General features: G+C 63.2%; 21 protein-coding genes. 8 read left to right on the plus strand and 13 right to left on the minus strand.

Going from position 1 to position 21,273, the window contains the following annotated elements:
* Positions 1 to 28 precede the first annotated feature (28 nt).
* Complete coding sequence (locus U5798_RS07835) at positions 29 to 454, minus strand: Tautomerase enzyme (protein ID WP_124455561.1); 426 nt, start codon at positions 452 to 454, stop codon at positions 29 to 31.
* A gap of 137 nt (positions 455 to 591) precedes the next feature.
* Between U5798_RS07835 and U5798_RS07840 the strand changes: the two genes are divergently transcribed.
* The 3 genes from U5798_RS07840 (at position 592) to U5798_RS07850 (ending at position 2,176) form a co-directional block, all read left to right on the plus strand.
* Entirely contained in the window at positions 592 to 1,188 is a 597-nt protein-coding gene (locus U5798_RS07840) for a TetR/AcrR family transcriptional regulator (protein WP_124455560.1), read from the plus strand.
* A gap of 107 nt (positions 1,189 to 1,295) precedes the next feature.
* Entirely contained in the window at positions 1,296 to 1,724 is a 429-nt protein-coding gene (locus U5798_RS07845) for an ester cyclase (protein ID WP_322081722.1), read from the plus strand.
* Positions 1,721 to 2,176, plus strand: a complete 456-nt coding sequence (locus U5798_RS07850) for a MarR family winged helix-turn-helix transcriptional regulator (RefSeq protein ID WP_322081723.1) — start codon at positions 1,721 to 1,723, stop codon at positions 2,174 to 2,176. Before U5798_RS07845 ends, U5798_RS07850 begins: the two co-directional genes overlap by 4 nt.
* Before the next feature lie 158 nt (positions 2,177 to 2,334).
* Here U5798_RS07850 and U5798_RS07855 read toward each other — a convergent pair whose 3' ends face one another.
* The 4 genes from U5798_RS07855 to U5798_RS07870 all read right to left on the minus strand — a co-directional run bounded on the left by U5798_RS07855 (position 2,335) and on the right by U5798_RS07870 (position 5,658).
* Complete coding sequence (locus tag U5798_RS07855) at positions 2,335 to 2,748, minus strand: hypothetical protein (protein ID WP_322081724.1); 414 nt, start codon at positions 2,746 to 2,748, stop codon at positions 2,335 to 2,337.
* Positions 2,749 to 2,991: 243 nt separating this feature from the next.
* Positions 2,992 to 3,975: an aKG-HExxH-type peptide beta-hydroxylase gene (locus U5798_RS07860; protein WP_322081725.1), complete on the minus strand. Its 984-nt coding sequence runs from the start codon at positions 3,973 to 3,975 to the stop codon at positions 2,992 to 2,994.
* Entirely contained in the window at positions 3,972 to 5,279 is a 1,308-nt protein-coding gene (locus U5798_RS07865; protein WP_322081726.1) for an MFS transporter, read from the minus strand. Before U5798_RS07865 ends, U5798_RS07860 begins: the two co-directional genes overlap by 4 nt.
* A 1-nt stretch (position 5,280) precedes the next feature.
* Positions 5,281 to 5,658 carry a carboxymuconolactone decarboxylase family protein gene (locus U5798_RS07870; RefSeq protein ID WP_322081727.1) on the minus strand — a complete coding sequence of 126 codons (378 nt, stop codon included), beginning with the start codon at positions 5,656 to 5,658 and terminating at the stop codon, positions 5,281 to 5,283.
* Positions 5,659 to 6,168: 510 nt separating this feature from the next.
* On the opposite strand from U5798_RS07870, the gene U5798_RS07875 reads away from it, so the two are divergent.
* Positions 6,169 to 6,663 carry a GNAT family N-acetyltransferase gene (locus tag U5798_RS07875; protein ID WP_322081728.1) on the plus strand — a complete coding sequence of 165 codons (495 nt, stop codon included), beginning with the start codon at positions 6,169 to 6,171 and terminating at the stop codon, positions 6,661 to 6,663.
* Positions 6,664 to 6,764: 101 nt separating this feature from the next.
* Here the strand turns inward: U5798_RS07875 and U5798_RS07880 are convergent, their stop codons facing one another.
* Positions 6,765 to 7,655, minus strand: a complete 891-nt coding sequence (locus tag U5798_RS07880) for a LysR family transcriptional regulator (RefSeq protein ID WP_322081729.1) — start codon at positions 7,653 to 7,655, stop codon at positions 6,765 to 6,767.
* A gap of 122 nt (positions 7,656 to 7,777) precedes the next feature.
* Between U5798_RS07880 and U5798_RS07885 the strand changes: the two genes are divergently transcribed.
* A complete protein-coding gene (locus U5798_RS07885; RefSeq protein ID WP_322081730.1) occupies positions 7,778 to 8,518 on the plus strand; it encodes an SDR family NAD(P)-dependent oxidoreductase in 741 nt (246 codons plus the stop codon).
* A 216-nt stretch (positions 8,519 to 8,734) separates the two neighbouring features.
* Here U5798_RS07885 and opcM read toward each other — a convergent pair whose 3' ends face one another.
* Genes opcM through U5798_RS07905 form a run of 4 tightly spaced genes read right to left on the minus strand, consistent with a single transcriptional unit; the run spans position 8,735 to position 15,622 of the window.
* A complete protein-coding gene (gene opcM / locus U5798_RS07890) occupies positions 8,735 to 10,270 on the minus strand; it encodes a multidrug efflux transporter outer membrane subunit OpcM (RefSeq protein WP_124455551.1) in 1,536 nt (511 codons plus the stop codon).
* Between the two features lie 10 nt (positions 10,271 to 10,280).
* Positions 10,281 to 13,466, minus strand: coding sequence for a multidrug efflux RND transporter permease subunit CeoB (ceoB, locus tag U5798_RS07895; protein WP_322081731.1), 3,186 nt, complete (start codon positions 13,464 to 13,466; stop codon positions 10,281 to 10,283).
* A gap of 45 nt (positions 13,467 to 13,511) precedes the next feature.
* On the minus strand, positions 13,512 to 14,729 hold the full coding sequence (ceoA, locus tag U5798_RS07900) for a multidrug efflux RND transporter periplasmic adaptor subunit CeoA (RefSeq protein WP_124455549.1): 1,218 nt from the start codon (positions 14,727 to 14,729) through the stop codon (positions 13,512 to 13,514).
* A gap of 32 nt (positions 14,730 to 14,761) precedes the next feature.
* Complete coding sequence (locus tag U5798_RS07905; RefSeq protein ID WP_124455548.1) at positions 14,762 to 15,622, minus strand: alpha/beta hydrolase; 861 nt, start codon at positions 15,620 to 15,622, stop codon at positions 14,762 to 14,764.
* A 174-nt stretch (positions 15,623 to 15,796) separates the two neighbouring features.
* On the opposite strand from U5798_RS07905, the gene ceoR reads away from it, so the two are divergent.
* On the plus strand, positions 15,797 to 16,801 hold the full coding sequence (gene ceoR, locus U5798_RS07910; RefSeq protein WP_124455547.1) for a putative multidrug efflux transcriptional regulator CeoR: 1,005 nt from the start codon (positions 15,797 to 15,799) through the stop codon (positions 16,799 to 16,801).
* An 18-nt stretch (positions 16,802 to 16,819) separates the two neighbouring features.
* Here ceoR and U5798_RS07915 read toward each other — a convergent pair whose 3' ends face one another.
* Together U5798_RS07915 and U5798_RS07920 are read right to left on the minus strand one after the other, a co-directional pair.
* Complete coding sequence (locus U5798_RS07915; RefSeq protein WP_322081732.1) at positions 16,820 to 17,518, minus strand: hypothetical protein; 699 nt, start codon at positions 17,516 to 17,518, stop codon at positions 16,820 to 16,822.
* A gap of 297 nt (positions 17,519 to 17,815) precedes the next feature.
* Entirely contained in the window at positions 17,816 to 18,133 is a 318-nt protein-coding gene (locus tag U5798_RS07920; RefSeq protein WP_124455545.1) for an H-NS family nucleoid-associated regulatory protein, read from the minus strand.
* Between the two features lie 229 nt (positions 18,134 to 18,362).
* Here U5798_RS07920 and U5798_RS07925 point away from each other — a divergent pair, with 229 nt between their 5' ends.
* Together U5798_RS07925 and U5798_RS07930 are read left to right on the plus strand one after the other, a co-directional pair.
* Positions 18,363 to 19,145 carry a response regulator transcription factor gene (locus tag U5798_RS07925; RefSeq protein ID WP_260434965.1) on the plus strand — a complete coding sequence of 261 codons (783 nt, stop codon included), beginning with the start codon at positions 18,363 to 18,365 and terminating at the stop codon, positions 19,143 to 19,145.
* 382 nt (positions 19,146 to 19,527) lie between these two features.
* Positions 19,528 to 19,821, plus strand: a complete 294-nt coding sequence (locus U5798_RS07930) for a DUF4148 domain-containing protein (protein WP_124455544.1) — start codon at positions 19,528 to 19,530, stop codon at positions 19,819 to 19,821.
* A 208-nt stretch (positions 19,822 to 20,029) separates the two neighbouring features.
* On the opposite strand, the gene U5798_RS07935 is transcribed toward U5798_RS07930, so the two are convergent.
* A complete protein-coding gene (locus U5798_RS07935; protein ID WP_124455543.1) occupies positions 20,030 to 21,109 on the minus strand; it encodes a purine-nucleoside phosphorylase in 1,080 nt (359 codons plus the stop codon).
* Positions 21,110 to 21,273: the final 164 nt, after the last annotated feature.

Below are 21,273 nucleotides of genomic sequence, written 5' to 3' on the forward strand. Positions count from 1 at the left end.
CGCGCGACGGTTTGACCGTTAGTTGCGGTCACTGCGCCGCCGCGCTCTGGATGGAATCGACCAGCGCTGCGTTGTCGTAACGTCGTCCGGCGATACCCCATCCGCCGTCGACCGCGTGAACGACGTTGACCCAGACCTGCCTGGGCGCGAGTCGTCCACCCGCGCGGCGCAACACGATCTCGGTCGCCCGTTCGACGAATTGCCGCTGCGTGTCGGGCGCGGCGAGCGCGACTGCCGGCAGCTTCAGCTCGACGAACGCTGCGGGCTCCGCTCGGCCCTGCACGAAGGTCCGGTCGCGCGGCAGCACGTTGAGCGTGCCGATCACGTTCGGCGCCAGGAATGCGTTCCCGGTCAGCCCTTCGACATCCAGCAGCGCATCGGTCAGTTCGGCAAACACCGGCCCTTCGTCTTCCTGCGTGAAAACTCCTTCGGATACTGTCAGCGTAATCGGCATCGCACTTTCTCCAGGTCAGGTCATCGGAAGTCATCGGAATCGTGACGTGATATAAATACCAGTCACTCTCTATACATTAGACACTGATCGCTCTCTATGCAAGCGATAAAGAGCGATCGCTCTGAAGCGAGCCTGTCATGCGTTATTCCGCCGAGCACAAGAACGAAACCCGCACGCGCATCCTCGAAGCCGCGAGCCGCCTGTTCCGCCAGGAGGGCTATGGCGGCTCCGGCATCGGTCCGCTGACGAAAGCGGCGGGCGTCACCAATGGCGCGTTCTACGGACATTTCAAATCCAAGGGCGAAGCATTCCGCCAGATCGTGCTCGACGGCCTCGACCAGCTCCGGCAAGGCGTCGCGGCATTCAAGGCCGAGCACGGCGCGCGCTGGCGGCGCCCGTTCGTGTCGTTCTACCTGGGGCCGCGGCGCACCTGCGCGCTCGGCGAAAGCTGTGCGCTGCCGAGCCTGTCGCCCGAAGTGATGCGCGCCGACGACGATACGCGCGACGCCTATGAACAGGCGTTGCGGCAGATCGTCGACGAAGTGTCGTCCGGGCTCGGCGACACGCCCGACGACGACCGCGCGATCGCATTCCTCGCGCTGCTCTCCGGCGGCGTCACGCTCGCGCGTGCGGTGCGTGATCCCGAACTGGCACAGCGCATCGCCGATGCGGTTGGCCGTTACGCAGTGGTGATCGCCGAGCGTACCGACGTACGGCCCGAGCAGCAGGCGTGACGGACAGAGGAAGCCGCCAACTTGAAATATACAGTCATGCTGTATATCATCCGTTGACGCGTCTACTCCATGACGCGCCCACTTGCGTCAAAACGCCCGGACAAGGTATGAACAGCCACGATCTGAAAACCATCGTCACGCGATTCAATCGCGAGGTTATCCAGGACGGCAATCGTGAGTCCTTCGAAGCACTGATGGCGCCGGACTTCGTCAACTGGTCAGCGCCCAGTGAAGCACAACGCGGTGCCGAAACGATGTGGAGGACCTTTGCCACCGTGTTGCGTCCCGCAATCGGGGGTCTGCAAGTGCACATTCACGAGCAACTGTGCGATGGCGACAAAGTGATCACGCGAAAGACCATCTCGGGCAAACACGTCGGACCTCTGCTTGGCATCGAAGCAACCGGCAAGGATGTTGCCATCGACGTGATCGACATCGTTCACATCCGCGATGGGCGCTACTTCGAGCACTGGGGTGTCAATACACTGGCCGCGGTTGTGGCCCAACTCCGGCAAGCGGGAAATCTCGCGACATGAGTCAGTCAAGGCGAGCGACAACACAACCTTCCGACGCTACGGAAGCTGCGCTTCTTGCTGAATCCCTCCGCGAGGTGGTGAGCCGTTTCGTCAAGAGCGCCCGGGAACAAAGTGGCACGGGCTCCAACGCCCAGAGCGAGACCCTCGCAGCTTTGGAGCGCACGGGGCCGGTAAGCATTGCGACGCTGGCCGAACGCAGGAATGTGACGCATCAAACGATGCGGCTGATCGTGATGAAACTGGTCGAGCAAAATCTTTTGACCTTGAAGCAGGATCCCGACGATCGTCGCGCCTACCTCGTGCACATGTCCGACGCCGGGCAGCACCAGATGGCACGAGAGAGGGCCGCGCGCGTGCACTGGCTAACCGAGCGGCTGCTCGTCAAGACGAGCCCGGAGGAGCGCCGGCTCCTGAAGGCGGCGACTCATTTGCTCGAAAGGCTGATCGATTGAAGACACTACGCTCGCGAAAGGTGCGATCAATGCGATAGCAGTCGGCTGAACGACCTGGCCAGCTAATGTCGAATGGCGACTTCTGGCCGGATGCCGCCCAATGCGTTCGGCTGTGGCTGGCCCGGGCGTGGTCACTTATCGACACCTTGCCCGGAAAGTCAGCGGATAAGCTGTCCGGAAACCCGAGCCCACACCGCGCGAAGGCGTCGCGCGTGGTCTTCAAAGAGATATGAGGCTGCAAGCGTCAGGAGACCTGAGATCGCTCCCGTCAAGATGTGCTCGACGTAGGGGATACGGTAGTGACTCGTATGTGAATATGCATCGCCCAACGCTGTCAGGACCCCAACGACCAGCGCATTGCCGTATCGATGCGCGTAGAGTTTCCCCACGGGCGTGAAAGTCAAAAGTACGGCCAGGAGTCCGGTCAGCAGCCCCGTATGAAATGCGATGGTCCAGTGGGCAACGCTCGCGATATTTCCCCAACTCCCCGGCATGCACGTCATGCACGCACTGGTCGGCTGCCAGAAACGCTGGACAAACAGTCTGACGCGATGCTTCCACTCGGTTGACATGATGTGTTCCCATCAACGCCGTTGCCACGGATGGGTCGGCTGTGCGCCGCAGAGGCCGGGTAATAACCTGGACATGGGGGAATACTACTCCACGATCAGACGGCCGCTGTGTCGACCGGGACCGGATTTCGACTCTTGCGTCTATCGGCACGGCCCCGTCCGTGACGCGTATCGAACGATGTGCTTGAGCGCGATGTCGACTGGCCGAACGGAGTCCGACAGCTTGCTCCGCAGAAGCACTAATCAGCAAGTTGCCAGCGATTTCGCGTATTCCTGCCCCTCATGGATCAATTCCCGCGCGACGTCGGACAAAACGCCATGGCGCTCGATCGTCGAGAAGCCGGCCTCGAGCCGGGCACGATACAGCGCAAGCATCTCCATGATCGTAGCCCGATCGGCGTCCAACAGCTCCGCACGCTCGAAGATGCGGGTGAACGCGACCAACAAGCGTTGTATGACAAACGTCGCGTGATAGATCGCAAGCATGTCGCGGCCATCCCGACGTAGCGGAGACGCATACTTTACTTCCGAGCTGTTGTGAACGAGTTCCTCGCGCAGGTTGATGCCATATAGGTAGGTATGCGCCGCTTCGTGAATCAGCTTGTCGAGCAGGAAGATCCAGCTCAAGTCTATCTCTCCGTTCACGAGAATCATCGATTGAAGCTTGTCTCCGGTGGGCGACAATGCCCGCTCATTGGTCGCGCCGGTCGATTCAAAAAAGACGATGGAGCCAACGAGGATCCCGATTTCCTCCGCCAATTCCGGATATGCAGCTTCGAGCACTCGAACGCCACGCATCATCGCCGTTTCCGCAAGCTGCTCCTTGTCCCGTGGTAGCGGCCGCAAGAGAATCCCGGTATAGGAAGTGCCGCCCGAGATTTCGTCCAGCACCTCGCGAAGCAACTCGCGATCGATGCGCGATGCCGGCGTGAATCGAGGCAGCGTCTCGTATCGATCGCGCGCCATGACCATCAGCAGACGCGACGCTTCCGGCAGCTTGTTCTGCTCCGCCAACCGGATGACGTAGTGGTAGGCAAAGCTGTGGAATCCATTGAATCCGGCTGGCTGCAAGGCCGCGAAGTATGCGTGAACACTGTCGGGAAACAGATCTGGCGCGTGCGCCGAGAGTTGTTCGAGCAGATCGTCATACGCGGACTTCAGCTGGGACTTGAACCCCGTTGACAGTGACGAAGCCACGCTCGGCACTGGCAGAAATGGATAGGTCATGTCGGCGATTGAAGGTCGAATAATTCCCGGTTGGTCTGGAGATAGTGAGGCGAGCCACCATCGTCTGAATTGAGCATGAGCCTCAAGGGCCTCGAAAAGGCAATGCAAAGGAGCGCAAGTACGAAAAGTTCGCTGCCGTAGATGATGACTGCGTCTGGCGACAGCGCCTTCAGCGCCGCGCCCGACATCCAGATACCCAAAGGAGCAGCGGCCGTGCAAAGAAACATCAGGCTCGATTCCATGCCGGCACGATGCCCGGCTGGTATCGCCATCGCCCGTTTCGAATTGACGGTGACGTTGAACATCGTCAATCCGGTACCCAACGCGAAACCAAGCACGCACCAGGCGGGGAGATTGTGCGAGCACCCGAACGCGAAGATGGAGGCGCCGATCATTGCGATGCCGAAGATCGAAATGGCATGATCAGAAACCATGCGTCGTGCTTGCTGGATCAGAAAGGCTGAAGCCGCCAATACGCCCGCACCCAATGCCAGTTCTATGCCGGCGACGTTCAGCATCGAGCCTCCCTCCGCGAGAACCTTGGCCGGCAACAGGAAGAAAACGAACGGAACGAACAGCATGTTGGCGAGCAGCGATGCTGTCGCAATCGCCCGCTCGGCTCGAATACCGAGCACTCGCTGCATCCCGCGGCGCAGGTCCTGGAAAAACGACGTCGCTTCGCCGGAGCGCGCACGTACGGATTGCCCCGCGCTGAACGACAGGTGGAACGCGAGCGATGCTACGACGCCGAGACAAGCACTTGCGACGCTCACCCATAGCGCGGACTCGCCGCCGAATGCCCCAATCATGAAACCTGCCAGCGTCGGGCCGAACAGGATATTCAGGATGAAACCCGACGCCTTCAGGCGCAGACCTCTACGGACCTCGTCGGCATCGGGAGAAATTTCAGGTATGAGCGGCGTGCTCAGCGGCATAAGGGCCGCCACGGCGACGCTCGAAGTTACGCTTGCGATGACGATGACGACGACAAGCCCATTCATGTTGGCGCCGTGAAGCGTCAGTGCGGCGACGACGACCGGTATCACGGACGCAAGGGCAAGCAGCGATGCGCCCAGCAAAACCATACTTTTGCGGACTCGATCGGCGACGATGCCGGTGAACGGAAGGATCAGCAGGGTCGTCGCCCACGTTGCGATCAGCGTCAGCGTAAGTGCCGACGGATTCGCGATACCCTTCAGCAAAAGCCAGGTGGCATAGAACTGCAGGATGCGCGACGAAACCGTCACGGCTGCGTCGGCGCACACATACGTCACGATCAGTTGCCACCGGGTCGAGGGCATCATGCTATTCGTTATTCTGAAATTCGTCGGCAACGGATTTGAAAATGGCTGCCGCGTTGAACGCCCGCGCATTCCCGGCAAAAACTTGCACCTGAATGAATACCTCGCGGATCTGCTCGACCGATATGCCGAGATGCAGGGCAGCGCCAAGTTGGAAACGCAAATGATTCTCGAAGCCGCCCATCGCACTGATTACTCCGAGCGTGACGAGGTGCCGCGTCTTCAGATCGATGCCCGACCGGCGATACGCGTATCCGTAAATGTCCGAAGCCAGTTTGTCGACGAGATCCGGAAATACCGGTCGCACCGTTTCATTGGCTAGCCGCACGCCGTCTGGATTGAACAAACGAAGCAGGTCGGCGTTCTGTTCAATGGGATTCATTACTCACCATCCGTCCTGGATGGCGGATCCCGGGATCCGCCATCAGCGATTCACTATGCCGCGATCACTTCAGGGCGGCGGTAATTGCATGAACGATTTTGCTCTGTGCACCTTTCATGATCATCTTGTTTTCGATCTTCATTTCAAGCTCCACGTATGGAAAGTTAAATAAATCAGAAAGAAAAACTCAGACTCCTTGCAAATCGCGCGAACTGCGGGGCTATACTTTCAGGCAAACAAAATTTGGTAAAGCGAAAAAATATTAGATCAATTGGTCGGGCACTTTGCTACTGTGCCGTCTTGGGTTTTGTAAAGGCTTCAACCTCTCGGCGCATCGACGTGTATTCAGCAGATCAGCCAGGCGATTGTCGAAGGTCCGCTCCCTGTCGAACGCCGCCCCTGCAGAACCACTCGACTTTCCTCCACGCGGAAGTTCGCGGCAACGGTGCAATGCACTACTGCCGAATGAGCCGGCTTAGAATCGAATTTTCCATTTCGCTCGAGTACCCGATGCTCACAGCGCGCCCACTTGTCAGCGAATCCGCTAGCGACCGCGCAAACGTCTTGCGTATCTTCACTGAGGCGCCTTCGTACACGGAACTCGTGGCAGGCCGATTGCCGTCCACGAAAGACGTCGACGACTTCTTCTTCGGTAAGCCAGTGGGCACGGATGCAGCACAAAAATCAGTCTTCGGATTCTTTGTCGAACGGGAGATGATCGGCTGCGCAGACGTGATCCGTTCGTATCCAACGGACGACTGCATATGGATTGGCCTGATGCTTCTCACCGAAGCGAATCAGGGTCGAGGCTATGGAAAGGCAGCTTTAAGGCTGTTGATCGAAATGGCAAGCGAGTGCGGCCATCGCGCCATACAACTCGCAGTCGTTTCAACCAATCCTCGTGCATCTGCATTCTGGCAACGCGAAGGCTTCGAGGAGATTCGACGCGCGAGCAGTCCGGAATTTGCCGGGGATCTGATCGTCATGCAGCGCCCAATGGGATAGTGAGTTCGATCATCGGCGTCGGACGTCAGGCACGCATACGGCCTCATGACCGACCCGCTCCGATACCACCGTAAATCGGCAAGCGAATTTGATCCACTCACCTAAATGCGCTGCGGAAGCGCTTTGGCAAAAAACTCCGTCACGCGACGCACTCGCGCCGGCACAAATCGACGTCTCGGCCAGACCAGGCTAACGTCCCTGACCTCGTTGATGAATCGATCGAGGATCGTGATCACTTCCGGATCGCGCAGTTCGCAGGCGAGCGACACCTTGGCGAACAAGCCGATTCCAACACCGGCCAGCACCCCGGCCCGAATCGTTTCGACACTGTTGGACGACAGATTTCCGCGGACCGGCACGTTGTATGGGCCGTCGGGGCCGACGAAGGGCCAGTTCGCCAACTCGTTCAGGCCGCCATATACAAGGCAGTTGTGATCGATGAGGTCAGCTGGAGTCTCGGGTATTCCGTGTTGCTTGAAGTAGCTTCGCGAACCGACACACACGAGCGGCGTACTCGCCACGCGCTGGACAACCGCATCGGGATCGCTGACGGGCCCCACCCGAATCGCCAGATCGATCCGGTCCTCCACCATATCTCGTATGAAGTCCGAAAGAACAAGATCGACCTGCAGGCCGGGAACGAGTGACAGCAGTTCGGGGATGAGCGGAAGCACGTGCAGGCGTCCGAACGTAGCAGACGCGGCGATCCGGACCAGACCGGCGGTGTCGAGCCTGCTGCTCGACATTTCGCAGTCGGCTTCATGGATTTCGTCGATGAGCGGCTTGGTCCGGTCGTAATATCGCTGCCCCTGGTCCGTCAGCGTGACGCTGCGTGTGCTTCGGTTGAACAGCGCCACGCCGAGGCGCTTTTCCAGCGCACCGATGGCCTTGCTGATGGCTGACTGCGATTCGCCGGTTCTACGTGCCGCAGCAGAAAACCCACCCGCTTCCACGACGGCCATGAAGGCGCTCATCTCATGGAACCGATCCATTGCGTTCCTCCCGCTCGACCCATTCTCGACAAGAATAGATCTTATGGGAAATCCGGGAATTATCGTCGGAAGCGATGACAAGTAACCTGCTCCTGTTCATTCACAAACGGAAGAAGGGTTCCATGTCCACGCTCGAAGGCAAAGTCGCCGTCATCAGCGGCGCAACCACAGGTATCGGTCTGGCGATTGCTCGGCGGTTCGTCGCCGAAGGCGCCCACGTTGTCATCTTTGGCCGCCGGCAGGCGCAGCTCGACGAGGCCGCCAGGCTGATCGGACGCAACGTCACCGCCATCCAGGCCGACGCCTCGAACCTCGACGACCTCGACCGGATCGCCGCGGCAGTCCGCAACGAAAAGGGAGTCGTCGACATCATCGTATCGAACGCAGGTTATACGGAGCAGGCTTCGATCGAGACCATCACGCCCGAGCATTTCGACAAGGCGTTCAACCTCATGGCTCGCGGCCCCGTCTTTCTCGTGCAGAAACAACTGCCGATGATGACGCGGGGTGGTTCGATCGTCCTGGTTTCTTCAGCCATGCATGTCATGGGCATTCCCGGCCATACGGCCTATGCGGCAACCAAGGCGGCCCTGCGTTCCTATGCCCGTACCTGGGCGGCGGAGTTCAAGGATCGCGGCATACGCGTCAACATGCTGAGCCCCGGTGTAACCGACACGCCGATCCTGGACGCCCAGGCGATGGGACGGGACGAACTGGTGAACATGTATCGGAGCATGGTCCCGCTCGGCCGGCTCGCACGCGCGGAGGAGATCGCCAACGCAGCGTTGTTCCTTGCGTCCGACCAGAGTTCCTATGTGACGGGCGCGGATCTGATGGCCGACGGTGGTATCGGCCAGGTTTGAGATCCGAATGTCGTCGACACGACCCGCATACGACGACCGCGCCAGCCGCATCCCGGAGTGTGTTGCATCGCCCGATTGAATCGCCGCCGATCACCGACGCTCCTCCCGGAAAATGCTCGATAACCCATAAAAAACCCCGGCATGCAGACCTGCGCCTGCATGCCGGGGTTTTTCGCTTCATGGCCGGCGAGCGACGAATCGCCCGCCGTTCACGTATCACCGCGCAGCGACCTCCGCCTTGACGGCCGCCACATCGCCGACGGCCGTCGGCGCCGCGCCCCACCCGCCGCCGAGCGCGCGGATCAGGTTGACGGTCGATACCGCCTGCGCACCCGTCAACTGGTTCGCCTGCAATTGCGACTGCAGCACCGAGCGCTCGCTGTCGATCACGTCGAGATAGGCAACTTCGCCTTCCTGGTACTGCGTGCGCGACAGCGTCGCCGCCCGTCGCGATGCGTTGACAGCCGCATCCTGCGCGCGGATCTGGTCGTCGAGCAGGCGCAGGTCGGAGAGATTGTCCTCGACCTCGCGGAACGCGACGAGCACCTGCTGCCGGTAGTTCGCGACCTGCTCGTCGTACTGCGCGCGCGCCTGCTGCACGCCGGCCGCACGGCGCCCGCCGTCGAACAGCGGCAGCGTCAGCGCGGTGCCGGCGAACGGCCCGAGCAGGAACGTGCGGCTCGACCACAGGAACAGGTTGCCGAGCGTCGACGCCTCATACCCGAACGCGCCCGTGATATCGAGCTTCGGGAAGTACGCGGACTTCGCGAGGCCGATCCGCGCGTTCGCGGCCGCCATCGCACGCTCGGCCGCCGACACGTCCGGACGCCGTTCGAGCAGCGCGGACGGCAGGCCCGGCGGGATCTTCACCGCGACCGGCACGATCGGCGTTTCCTTGAACCCGAAATCCGCCGGCGCCTTGCCGAGCAGGATCGCGAGCGCATGCTCGGACGCCGCGCGCCGGCGCGCGACGCCGACCGCGTCGGCCTGCGCGCTGGCCAGCTCGTTCTTCGCGCGCGACACGTCGAGCTCGCTGATGTCGCCTTCGTTGAAGCGGCGCTGCACGAGCTTCAGTGCCTGCTCGCGCAGCTCCACCGTGCGGCGGTACAGGTCCTGGTCCGAATCGAGCTGGCGCAGTTCGAAGTAGTTCTGCGCGACGTCCGCCTGCAGCGCGAGCTGCACCGAACGGAACAGCGCTTCGCTCTGCGCCTGGTCGGCACGCGACGCCTCGACGTTGCGGCCGACGCGGCCGAACAGGTCGGCTTCATACGACACCGTGCCCTGCGCGCGCCACAGCGTCGCGTTGGTCGGGCCCGTGCCCTGCGGCTGGAACTGCGACGCCGACGACAGCCCTTCGCGCGTCGGCCCGAACCCGGCACCGACCTGCGGGAACCACTGCGAACGCGCCGAACGCGTCGCCGCACGCGCTTCCTCGACCCGCGCAGCCGCGGCCTTCAGGTTCTGGTTCGCGGCGAGCGCCTGCGTCTCGAGCGAATCGAGCACCGGGTCGCCGAACACCTTCCACCATTCGCCGCGATGTTCGCCGTCCGCCGGCTCGGCCGTCTTCCACGTGCCGGCCTGTTCGCCGGCGGCGAGCGTCGGCGCTTCCTTGAACGCGGCGGGCGCCGCGGCGTCCGGGCGCTTGTAGTCGGGGCCCACCGCGCACGCGGCGAGCAGCGTCGCGAGCAGGGTGCTCGCGGCGGCCACCTTCGCGAAGCGCACCAGGCCGTTCGTGTTGTGCAAATTGTTCATTTTGTTGTCCTCAAGCATCGGGAGCCGGCACGCCGTAACCTGCCGAATCCTTGCCGGCGACGTGGATCTTGCCGCCTGCGAGCGTGCGCAGCACGACGTAGAACACCGGCGTCAGCATCAGCCCGAACAGCGTCACGCCCAGCATCCCGAAGAACACCGCGACACCCATCGCATGGCGCATTTCCGAACCGGCTCCCGTCGACGTGACGAGCGGCACGACACCCATGATGAAGGCGATCGACGTCATCAGGATCGGGCGCAGCCGCAGCCGGCTCGCCTCGATCGCGGCGTCGAGCGGCGTCCTGCCGTCGTGTTCGAGCTCGCGCGCGAATTCGACAATCAGGATCGCGTTCTTCGCCGACAGCCCCACCAGCACCATCAAGCCGATCTGCGTGAAGATGTTGTTGTCGCCCTGCGTGAGCCACACGCCCGTCAGCGCCGACAGAATGCTCATCGGCACGATCAGGATCACCGCGAGCGGCAGCGTCAGGCTTTCATACAGCGCCGCGAGCACGAGGAACACGAGCAACACGCTGATCGGGAACACGTACATCGCCGAATCGCCCGCAAGGATCTGCTGGTACGTGAGGTCGGTCCATTCGAACCGCACGCCGCGCGGCAGCGTTTCATGCGCGATGCGATCGATCGCGGCCTGCGCCTGCCCCGACGAGAAGCCCGGCGCCGGGCCGCCGTTGATGTCGGCCGCCGTGTAGCCGTTGTAGCGCACGACCATTTCCGGGCCGAACGTCGGCGTCACGGTGACGAGCGACGACAGCGGCACCATCTCTCCCTTGTCGTTGCGGGTCTTCAGCTGCAGGATGTCGTCCGCGCGCTGGCGGAACGGCGCATCGGCCTGCACGCGCACCTGGTACACGCGTCCGAAGCGGTTGAAATCGTTCACGTACAGCGAGCCGAGATACACCTGCATCGTGTTGAACACGTCGGTCACCGGCACGCCGAGCTGCTTCGCCTTCACGCGGTCGAGATCGACGTTCAGCTGCGGCACGTTGATCTGGTAGCTCGTGAACAGCGGGCCGAGTTCGGGCGCCTGCTGCGCGCGCTTGATGAAGTCGTTGGTCGCATCCGACAGCTTCGCGTAACCGACCGCGCCGCGATCCTCGATCTGCATCTTGAACCCGCCGAGCGTACCGAGGCCCAGCACCGGCGGCGGCGGGAACACCGCGACGAACGAATCCTTCATCGCGCCGTACTGCTGGTTCAGCGCACCGGCGATCGCGCCCGCCGACAGTGCCTTGCCATGCCGCTCCGAGAACGGCTTCAGCGTGACGAACACGATGCCCGCGCTCGAGCTGTTGGTGAAGCCGTTCACCGACAGCCCCGGGAACGCGACCGCGCTCTCGACGCCCGGCTGCTTCAGCGCGATCGAGCCCATGTCGCGGATCACCTTCTCGGTGCGGTCGAGCGACGCACCGTTCGGCAGCTGCGCGAACGCGATCAGGTATTCCTTGTCCTGCGCGGGCACGAAGCCGCCCGGCACGACCTTCGACACGAGCACGGTCGCGCCCACCAGCACGAGGTACACGCCGAGCATCAGCGTCTTGCGCGACAGCACGCCGCGCACGCCGCGGCCGTAGTTCTCCGCACCGCGATGGAACACCTTGTTGAAGCCGCGGAAGAAGCCGCCGAGCACGCGGTTCATCACGCGCGTGAGCCAGTCTTCCTTGTCGCCGTGGCCCTTCAGCAGGATCGCGGACAGCGCCGGCGACAGCGTCAGCGAGTTGAACGCCGAGATCACCGTCGAGATCGCGATGGTCATCGCGAACTGCTTGTAGAACTGGCCGGTCAGGCCCGACATGAACGCGAGCGGCACGAACACGGCGACGAGCGTCAGCGCGATCGCGATGATCGGCCCGCTCACTTCCTGCATCGCCTTGTAGGTCGCCTGCCGCGCGTTCATCCCGCTCTCGATGTTCCGCTCGACGTTCTCGACGACGACGATCGCATCGTCGACCACGATCCCGATCGCGAGCACCATCCCGAACAATGACAACGCGTTGATCGAATACCCGAACGCCAGCAGCAGCGAGAACGTGCCGATGATCGACACCGGCACCGCGATCAGCGGAATCAGCGACGCGCGCCAGGTCTGCAGGAACACGATCACCACAATCACGACCAGCGCGATCGCTTCGAGCAGCGTGTGCACGACGGCCTTGATCGACGAGCGCACGAACTGCGTCGGGTCATAGACGATCTTGTAGTCGACGCCCGCCGGCATGTCCTGCTTCAGCTCGGCCATCGTCTTGCGCACTTCGTCCGAGATCTGCAGCGAGTTCGCGCCCGGCGACTGGTTGATCGCCATCGCGACGGCCGGCTTGTTGTCGAGCAGCGAGCGCAGCCCATATTCGGATGCGTCGAGCTCGATCCGCGCGATGTCGCGCAGGTGCGTGACGCCGCCGTCCGGCGTGGTCTTCACGACGATGTCGCCGAATTCGTCTTCCGTCTGCAGGCGGCCGCGCGCGTTCACCGACAGCTGCAGCGGCGTGCCCGGCAGCGACGGCGACGCGCCGATCACGCCGGCCGCGACCTGCACGTTCTGCTCGCGGATCGCCTGCACGACGTCCTCGGCCGACAGCCCGCGCTGCGCGACCTTCTGCGGATCGAGCCACACGCGCATCGCGTAGTCGCCCGAACCCCACAGCTGCACCTGGCCGACGCCCTGGATCCGCGACAGGCGGTCCTTCACGTTGATCAGCGCGTAGTTGCGCAGGTAGGTCATGTCGTAGCGGTTGTCCGGCGAGATCAGGTGGACCACCATCGTCAGCGTCGGCGAGCTCTTCACGGTCGTGATGCCGAGCCGCTGCACGTCTTCCGGCAGGCGCGGCAGCGCCTGGTTCACGCGGTTCTGCACGAGCTGCGTGGCCTTGTCCGGATCGGTGCCGAGCTTGAACGTGACGGTGATCGTCATGTTGCCGTCGCTGTTCGCCTGCGACTGCATGTAGAGCATGTCCTCGACGCCGTTGATCTGCTCTTCAAGCGGCGACGCGACCGTCTCGGCGATCACTTTCGGGTTCGCGCCCGGGTACTGCGCCTTCACGATCACGGAAGGCGGCACGACTTCCGGATATTCCGAAATCGGCAGCAGGAACATCGCGATCACCCCGCCGAGCAGGATGATCACCGATAGGACTCCTGCAAAGATCGGCCGGTCGATAAAGAATTTGGAAATGTTCATGTGTGGCTCTGTCTGGTTGAACGCGGATGCGAAGCGGCGGGCCGCTTACGAATCCGCCTTCGCCGGTGCAGCCGGCTTCGCGTTGTTCGCGAGCGGCGCGGACGGCGCATCGCCGCCCGTCATCGGGACCATGTGCGGCTTCACCTGCTCGCCGGGGCGCACGCGCTGCGTGCCGTTCACGATCACGCGATCGCCGGCCGTCAGCCCGCTCACGATCACGCGGCGGTTGCCGTGCTGCAGCCCCTGCTGCACCTCGCGGTACGACACGCGGCCCTGCTGGTCGACGACGAACACGAACTTCTTGTCCTGGTCGGTGTTGATCGCCGCGTCGTCGACGAGCAGTGCCTCGTGCGGCGCGCTGCCGCCCACCTTCACGCGTGCATACAGGCCCGGGACCAGCGCACCGTCGGCATTGTCGAAGCGGGCGCGCACGCGAATCGTGCCGGACGACGTGTCGAGCCGGTTGTCGACCGAATCGATCTCGCCGCTGCGCGAGTAGCCGGTTTCGTTCGCGAGCCCGAGCTCGACCGGCACCTTGCGGCCGTTGCGCGCACCGTTGATGTATTGCAGGTAGGTCTGTTCGTCCGCGTCGAACGACGCGTAGATCGGCGACACCGAGACCAGCGTCGTCAGCGGCGCGGCCGATGCGCCGGCCGACACGACGTTGCCGAGCGTGATTTCCGCGCGCGACACGCGGCCCGACACGGGCGCGGTGATCCGCGTATAGCCGAGATTGATGCGCGCCGTTTCCAGCGCGGCCTCGGCGGCCTTCAGGTTCGCCGCCGCCTCGCGCGCCGCGTTCTGCTTCTCGTCGTAGTCGCGCTTCGCGATCGCGTTGTCGCCGATCAGCCGCTGCGCGCGCTGCCAGTCGGTCTGCGCATAGCCGTTGCGCGCCTGGGCGGCGGCAAGCTGCGCGGCCGCGCGATCGGTTTCGGCCTGGTACGGGCGCGGGTCGATCACGAACAGCACGTCGCCCTTCTTCACGAGCGCGCCGTCCTTGAAGTTCACGGCGACGATCGTGCCCGATACCTGCGGGCGCACGTCGACTTTCTCGACCGCTTCGAGGCGGCCCGAATAACTTTGCCAGTCGGTCACGGTCTGCGGCACGACGGTCGCGACGTCGACTTCCGGCAGCGGTGCCGCCGCTTTCTCGGGCGCGTTCGCGTTGACGCGCATGGCGCCGAACGTGCCGAGGCCGACGACGGCGAGCGTCACGATCGCCGCGGTGGCGATTCGCGAGCGGGAGGTGCGTAGGATGGCCATGTGGATCTCCAATAAACGTGGATTGGTTTTGGTTATTCGGAACGGTTCGGCTGGCGCGCCTGGAAGCGGCACTGGAAGAAGCGCACGGCTTCCTCGAATGCGGCTTCGTGCGTGGCGAGCGCGGCGTGCGTGATGTCCGGATAGCGGATCACCTGCGTGAGCACGCCCGACGAGATCAGGCAGCTCGCATATTTCTCCGCTTCGACGTGCAGCACGTCGTTCTGCGCGGTGACGACGAGCGTCGGCGGCAGCCCCGCGAGGCGTACCGATTCGAGCGGCGCCGCGTACGGGTGCATGCGCTGCGCCGCCTGCGGCAGATACGCGCGATAGCAGGCCGCGCATTCGCGCGCGGTGATGTCGGACGCGAGGCGCTCGGCGTCGCCGATGCGCGTCATGCTCGGATCGAGCATCGGCCCGAACAACGCCTGCGCGGCGATCGACACTTCGCCGCGGTCACGGGCGATGAAGGCGAGGCAGTTCGCGAGCTGGCCGCCCGCGTCGTGGCCCGCGACCCCGATCTTCTTCGGGTTGCCGCCGAATGCGCGGGCACGCGTCGCGGCCCAGACGGCCGCGCGATACGCATCCTCAGGCGCAGCCGGAAAAGGAAAGGCCGGCGCGAGCGAATATTCGACCGACACTACGAGCGCTGGTAAGCGTTCTGCTAAAAAGCGCGCAGCGAAATCCGCGTCTTCGAGCGAACCGCGGACGAAGCCGCCGCCGTGGAAATAAAGCACTACCGGCAACCCGGTCTTGTCCGGGCGGCGGTAGAGGCGCAGCACGATGTCCTGCGCGTAGCCGGGAATTTCCACTTCGGCGACCGTCAGCGCCGCGCCTGCCAAGGCTTGGGCGGGCAGCGTGGCTTTCAGGAATTTGCTGAATTCAGAAGCGTCCATGACGATGCAGCATCCATTTCGAGATGGAACGAATTCTGGGTCCGGCAGACATTGGGATAAATGCCTATAATCCGGCAACACAATTCAACGCCCCCGAACAATCCGAGGCTGCGTTCACCCACGAGGTAGCGCAGCCTTGTTGTTCCGGCGGCTCATTAGATTGCGGAGGTTGTGATGGACCGGCTTCAGGCCATGCAGGTGTTTACTCGCGTCGTCGATACAAGCAGCTTCACCAAGGCAGCAGAAACGCTCGGCTTGCCGCGGGCGTCCGTCACGACGATCATCCAGAATCTCGAAGCCTTCCTCGGCGTGCGGCTGATGCACCGGACCACGCGCCGGCTGTCGCTCACGCCGGACGGCGCCGCCTACTACGAACGATGCGTGCGGATCCTCGCGGACGTCGAGGAAACCGAAGCGAGCTTCCAGGCCAATAACCGGAAGCCGCACGGAAAGTTGCGTATCGACATGCCCGGTTCGATCGGCAGGCTGCTCGTGATTCCGTCGCTGTGCGAATTTCATACGCGCTATCCGGACATCGACCTGCAGCTCGGCCTGTCCGATCGGCCGGTGGACCTGCTGCAGGAAGGCGTCGACTGCGTGATCCGCGTCGGTGCATTGCAGGACTCGTCGCTCGTCGCACGCCGCGTCGGCCTGTTCGAATGCGTGACGGTCGCGTCGCCCGACTATCTCGAACGCCACGGCGAGCCGCAGACGATCGACGACCTGAGTCAGCACAAGGCCGTCAACTACTTCTCGAGCCGCACCGGCCGCACGATCGACTGGACCTTCCTGATCGAAGGCAAGGAAGTCGAGATGAAGATGGAGGGGATCGTGTCGGTAAACGACGCGGATGCGTACGTGACCTGCGGGATCGAAGGCTTCGGGCTGGTGCAGCCGCCGCTCTTCATGGTGCTGCCGCACCTGCGCGAAGGCCGGCTCAAGGAAGTGCTGCCCGGCGTCAAGCCGCTGCCGATGCCGATCTCGGTCGTCTATCCGCACAGCCGCCATCTGTCGCCGAAGGTGCGCGTGTTTGTCGACTGGGTCGCCGAAGTGTTCGACCGCTGCCCGCTGCTGAGCGGCAAGGGCAGCCTCGACGCAACGTGCAGCAAGCGCACGTTCGAGGAAGCCGAACGCGCGCCGGCGCTCGACACGCCGGTCATCAACGAGTGGGTCGCCTGAACGGCGGGCATCGCCGCGTCACTTCGCCCGCCAGTTCCGCCGGATGAACGCACCGACCTGCACGTGACGCGCGACGCGGCCGGGCCGCACCTCGTGCGCCAGCAGCCGCGCGAACTCGACGCGCTGCGTGTTCACATGCCGCGCGCAATGGCGATCGACCACCGCGATCTGGTGTTTCAGGAAGGCGATCGTCTGCACGATGCCACTGCGCACGCTCGCGTGACACAACGTCAGCAGTTGATATTCCGCGATGTGCATGCGCGCCAGTTGACGTCGCCGCTGAACCAGGGCCTGCACGTGCGCCAGTTGCGGATCGGACAGCGGCTCGACGAGGCGCCCGCCCGACGGATGCCGGTCCAGCGCATCGGCGAGCGCCGCCAGAAGGCGCGCCCGCGCCCCTTTTCCGTCGAGCGGTAGCGTCGCCGAATCCGGCAGCCAGTCCCGCGCCTGATGCGGCTTGACGATGGCAAGCGGCAATCGCAGCGCCTGAAGCGCACACGCCACCTCATGCTCGGCCCCGCCGGCCGATTCCAGCACGATGAGCGCGGGCGCCCATGCGGCGATCGCATCAGCCAGCGACTCGATGCCGAACGTCTCGTTCCGGTAGCCGAAAATCACGCTCAGCGACCAAATACACATCTCGAGCGTCTCGTGCGTCACGCCGATACCCACGCACACGGGCTCGGGCCACAGCCCGACGCTATCACGATCGGCCATTGCATCATTCATACGAACTCCCCGTTGCCGACCCACGTCGTGCGCTCGTTGTCGGCACGAAATTGATCTGCTTCACTAAATGTCACAATGAAAATGTAATATGTCCGCCATGGAACCGGTACCATTCGTAACAGCGTGCCGCTCCGGATGAGTTCATCGGAGCGGTCGAGCCGGCAAACGGTTTGTGCTGCGGGTTGCACTGCGGATGGCCGGTGTACCACGCAGGCGGACTACCGCGAAGCGGCCGCGTTGTCACGTCGCCCGTATCCATGCACTCATTCGCCGCCCATCACATCGTCAGGAATGCTCAGATTGATTCGAATCACCCGCCGGCGCATCGATCGCGAACCGGCTTCGATCCTGCCCCCGCAACCATGTCGGCTCACGGCCGACGCCTGACCACGTTTGGCCCGTATCCGGATTGACGTATTTCGCGCGACGTTTTCTTGAGGGTGTACCGCCGTCACCGGGAAAAATTTCGTTCGGCGTGAAACCGAACTCCTCGACGCAACGCCGTACCTCGAGCAGCACCGTCGCCGCAATGGCGAGACGCTCCCGCTCCAGTTGTGTTTCGAGGAGTGCCTTTTTTTCCACATACGACTTGTAAATCAACATGCCCGCTCCCGAATCGTTCGTTCCTGTCGTTGCGCCGACCTGCTGCCGACACGATCAAGCGTAATCGCGTCGTTCGCGCACATTGACAACGTTTGTCAACAAAAACTGGCCTCACTCCCTCCATCCATCCGTCGAAAATTGAGTTATTGCCCCACATTCGCGCATTTCCAACGTTCAAAATCGTTGACAATTTTTCCGGCGCATCGACGCGCATATCGCGGCAAATTACGTGCTGCCGATCATCGCGCGTCGCGTCGGATCGTCCGTTCCCGCCTGGACGCACGATACGGCCCGATCGCTCCGGTCAACATCGAAGGAGACGTATATGAACGTCCTCTATCTCGAGGATGATCCCGCCTATGTCGAATTGATCGCCTCGATATTGGAAATGGCCGGCTATCGCGTGCATGCGGTGAGTAACGGAAACCAGGCCATTCGTCACCTTGAGAGTTCGGTGGTCGATCTGCTGATTCTCGACTGGCAGGTGCCCGGCATGTCCGGATTCGAGGTACTTCAGTGGACGCGCGAACGCATCGGTGGCCGCCTGCCCATCCTTTTTCTGACCAACCGCATGCGCGAGGACGAGATCTTCTCCGCGATGAACGCGGGGGCGGACGACTACATGGTCAAGCCGATCAACCGGTTCGAACTGCTGGCACGGAGCAATGCATTGCTGAGGCGCGCCTATCACGGCGGCAACAGCCGGCACAACGTGCTCAATCTCGGCAGCTACGTGATCGACACGACGACGCGCACCGCGCTGTTGAACGGCGTGCCGGTCAAGCTGACGCCGCGCGAGTTCGATCTCGCCGTGCTGCTGTTTCGCAATCCCGGGCGCATCATGCCGCGCGACGCGCTGATTCGGTCACTCTGGGGGCGCGACATGGCAGGCGTGTCGCGCAGCCTCGACACGCATATCTACCGGCTGCGCATGAAGCTCGCGCTGCAGCCGTCGAACGGCGTGCGCCTCAGCGCGGTCTATACGCTGGGCTACCGGCTCGAAGCGATCTGACCCGCCACCCACCAGCGTGCGGCGTAGCTGGCCGCTCCCGTCGGCACGATGCGCGCCGAACGGCACGGCCGCGGCATCGTGCCACCGTGCGCAAAGGACTGTTGCTGCACTCGCACCGATCGTCGCGGCGCGCTCCGTTCGACCTGCGGTATCCCGCTGTCGGCGCCGCCAGGCAAGGCCGTGCGCATGTCCTCACTGCGTGTGCGGATTCCAATTGTTTCGGTACGGCGACAATTCAATTCGCATCTGCCGCATTTATCGCGACGGAACAGATACCTAGAGTAAACCCTGTCGCGCACCTCGTTGCGCATCGAACAGATCCCGCCTGGCGGGACCGGAGTAAACGCTCAGGCGCCAGCTCCGACATTTCTAGGAGTTAGCCATGAACCGCCGCCATCTTCTCTCCGCCCTCGCTCTCACGCTCGCCGTGTCCGCCCCGGCCTTCGCCGATTCGGGCACGCCGCACGCCGGCGATTACGGCAACACGTCGTGGTACTCGCAACACAACGGCCCGCGTACGCGCGCCGAAGTGAGTGCGGAAGTCGAACAGGCACGCAAGGACGGCACGCTCGCGTACCTGCGCAAGGCGACTTCGTATCCGCAAGGAATCGAACTCGCGCAAGGCCCGTATCGCCCGACGCCGGAAAGCAACCAGCTCGCCGGCGGGGGCCGGTAAAAGTGCAACGCCACGCAGCGGGTTGCCCCGCGCGCGGCGTCGCGACACACCTATCGACGACTCGTTGAGTCAGTTAGTTGCAGGAGTACATGATGAACGATCAACTTCCTTCGCCGCTCGATCACTGGGACGACACCACGCCGGTCTGGACGCCGTTCCGTTCCGCGCCGCATTCGCATTGACCCTCGACTGAGATGTCGCGTGGATTTCACCGGCGCGGCACGCCGTCGCGCCATTCGCCCCAGTGCGTGACGATGTCCTGCACGAGCGGATTGCCCGCGCGGTACAGGTTTTCGGTCGCCGGGGCGAAGCCGCCCTGGTCCGCGTAGTTCAGCAGGTTGTCGGCACTCGTCTGCCCCGCATACGGCCGGTCGAAATCGGAACCCGTACGCAGCACCGCGACGCGCGACAGGTCGACCCGCTTCACGCTCGCCGCACGCTTGAGCGCTTCATACGTCGCGTTGTCTTCCTGCGCGGTCATGCAATAGGTGCCCTTGCCATCGGTCAGGATCTTCGTCCACTGCCGCGCGCGTTCGCCGATCAGCGTGCCCGAGAACCACGTGTTGCCCGATGACGTGTCGCACTGGATCACCGTCGGCGGCCGGTTCGCCGGCGCATACGTGAACTTCGCGCGCGCGGCCTGTGCCTGCGCGCTGTCGGCGAGCACGACGTTGCGCGACAGCGCGACCGCCGCGTCGGTCAGCTGCGGGTTGAGCTGAAACACTTCGGTGCGATAGTCGAGCGGCGGCTTGTCGTTCGGGCTCTTCGTGTTGATGCCGAGAAAGCCCGTATTCCAGCCGGCCGGAATCTCGCGCGCATCGAGCTCCCACTGCAGGCTGAAATCGACGAGGTACTTCGACCACGCGGCCGAGCCGACCGTGCCTTGCGCGGGGTCGACGCCCGCGATGCCGGAGATCAGGAAATACGTGCGGCGCAGATCGAAGCGCTGCGAGAACGTGAGCGCCATGATCGTCGCCGACGCGTTCGCATAGCCCATGCCGGTCGTCACGACGCACACGTCCTGCTTGTTGCAGTGAACGGCCGGGTAGTCGGGCGACAGGCCCGGCACGGTGATGTCACGCCACGGGCCGAGCCGGTCGAGCCACGCCTGGCCCTCCGGACCGAACATCGTGATGATCATGACCTTGACCGGGCGGCCCTGTGCACCGGTCTCGGCGAATGCGTTGTTGCCCGCATTGTTGCCCTGGTTGTCCTGCGCGATCGACGGCGCAGTGGCACAGGCTGCGAGCGAGAATGCAGCAGCAGAAAGAATGGAGCGAGTCAGCATCGGCGTTCCTTGTTTCGATGATGTTGGGTGAGAACGGCTGTCGGAGACTGCGCGAGGGAGTATAGAACGGGCGTACGCAATGCGGAACCCGACTACGAAACGGCCCGCGGTGTTTCGTGCGAATGGACGCGTGTTGCGTGATGGAATGCACGCGTTCGCCGCCG

It is taken from the genome of Burkholderia sp. BCC1972 (genome assembly GCF_905339605.1).
Taxonomy (GTDB): Bacteria; Pseudomonadota; Gammaproteobacteria; order Burkholderiales; family Burkholderiaceae; genus Burkholderia.

What these genes read in the sequence shown, in the direction of transcription:
- U5798_RS07850 (WP_322081723.1), top strand. Translation starts at nt 1,721, where the DNA reads ATGAGTCAGTCAAGGCGAGCGACAACACAACCTTCCGACGCTACGGAA.
- U5798_RS07860 (WP_322081725.1), bottom strand. Translation starts at nt 3,975, where the DNA reads ATGACCTATCCATTTCTGCCAGTGCCGAGCGTGGCTTCGTCACTGTCA.
- ceoA (WP_124455549.1), bottom strand. Translation starts at nt 14,729, where the DNA reads ATGGCCATCCTACGCACCTCCCGCTCGCGAATCGCCACCGCGGCGATC.
- U5798_RS07870 (WP_322081727.1), bottom strand. Translation starts at nt 5,658, where the DNA reads ATGAATCCCATTGAACAGAACGCCGACCTGCTTCGTTTGTTCAATCCA.
- U5798_RS07865 (WP_322081726.1), bottom strand. Translation starts at nt 5,279, where the DNA reads ATGATGCCCTCGACCCGGTGGCAACTGATCGTGACGTATGTGTGCGCC.
- U5798_RS07915 (WP_322081732.1), bottom strand. Translation starts at nt 17,518, where the DNA reads ATGGCCGATCGTGATAGCGTCGGGCTGTGGCCCGAGCCCGTGTGCGTG.
- U5798_RS07845 (WP_322081722.1), top strand. Translation starts at nt 1,296, where the DNA reads ATGAACAGCCACGATCTGAAAACCATCGTCACGCGATTCAATCGCGAG.
- U5798_RS07880 (WP_322081729.1), bottom strand. Translation starts at nt 7,655, where the DNA reads ATGGATCGGTTCCATGAGATGAGCGCCTTCATGGCCGTCGTGGAAGCG.
- U5798_RS07885 (WP_322081730.1), top strand. Translation starts at nt 7,778, where the DNA reads ATGTCCACGCTCGAAGGCAAAGTCGCCGTCATCAGCGGCGCAACCACA.
- U5798_RS07875 (WP_322081728.1), top strand. Translation starts at nt 6,169, where the DNA reads ATGCTCACAGCGCGCCCACTTGTCAGCGAATCCGCTAGCGACCGCGCA.
- U5798_RS07835 (WP_124455561.1), bottom strand. Translation starts at nt 454, where the DNA reads ATGCCGATTACGCTGACAGTATCCGAAGGAGTTTTCACGCAGGAAGAC.
- U5798_RS07920 (WP_124455545.1), bottom strand. Translation starts at nt 18,133, where the DNA reads ATGTTGATTTACAAGTCGTATGTGGAAAAAAAGGCACTCCTCGAAACA.
- U5798_RS07905 (WP_124455548.1), bottom strand. Translation starts at nt 15,622, where the DNA reads ATGGACGCTTCTGAATTCAGCAAATTCCTGAAAGCCACGCTGCCCGCC.
- U5798_RS07935 (WP_124455543.1), bottom strand. Translation starts at nt 21,109, where the DNA reads ATGCTGACTCGCTCCATTCTTTCTGCTGCTGCATTCTCGCTCGCAGCC.
- U5798_RS07855 (WP_322081724.1), bottom strand. Translation starts at nt 2,748, where the DNA reads ATGTCAACCGAGTGGAAGCATCGCGTCAGACTGTTTGTCCAGCGTTTC.
- ceoB (WP_322081731.1), bottom strand. Translation starts at nt 13,466, where the DNA reads ATGAACATTTCCAAATTCTTTATCGACCGGCCGATCTTTGCAGGAGTC.
- U5798_RS07840 (WP_124455560.1), top strand. Translation starts at nt 592, where the DNA reads ATGCGTTATTCCGCCGAGCACAAGAACGAAACCCGCACGCGCATCCTC.
- ceoR (WP_124455547.1), top strand. Translation starts at nt 15,797, where the DNA reads ATGGACCGGCTTCAGGCCATGCAGGTGTTTACTCGCGTCGTCGATACA.
- opcM (WP_124455551.1), bottom strand. Translation starts at nt 10,270, where the DNA reads ATGAACAATTTGCACAACACGAACGGCCTGGTGCGCTTCGCGAAGGTG.
- U5798_RS07930 (WP_124455544.1), top strand. Translation starts at nt 19,528, where the DNA reads ATGAACCGCCGCCATCTTCTCTCCGCCCTCGCTCTCACGCTCGCCGTG.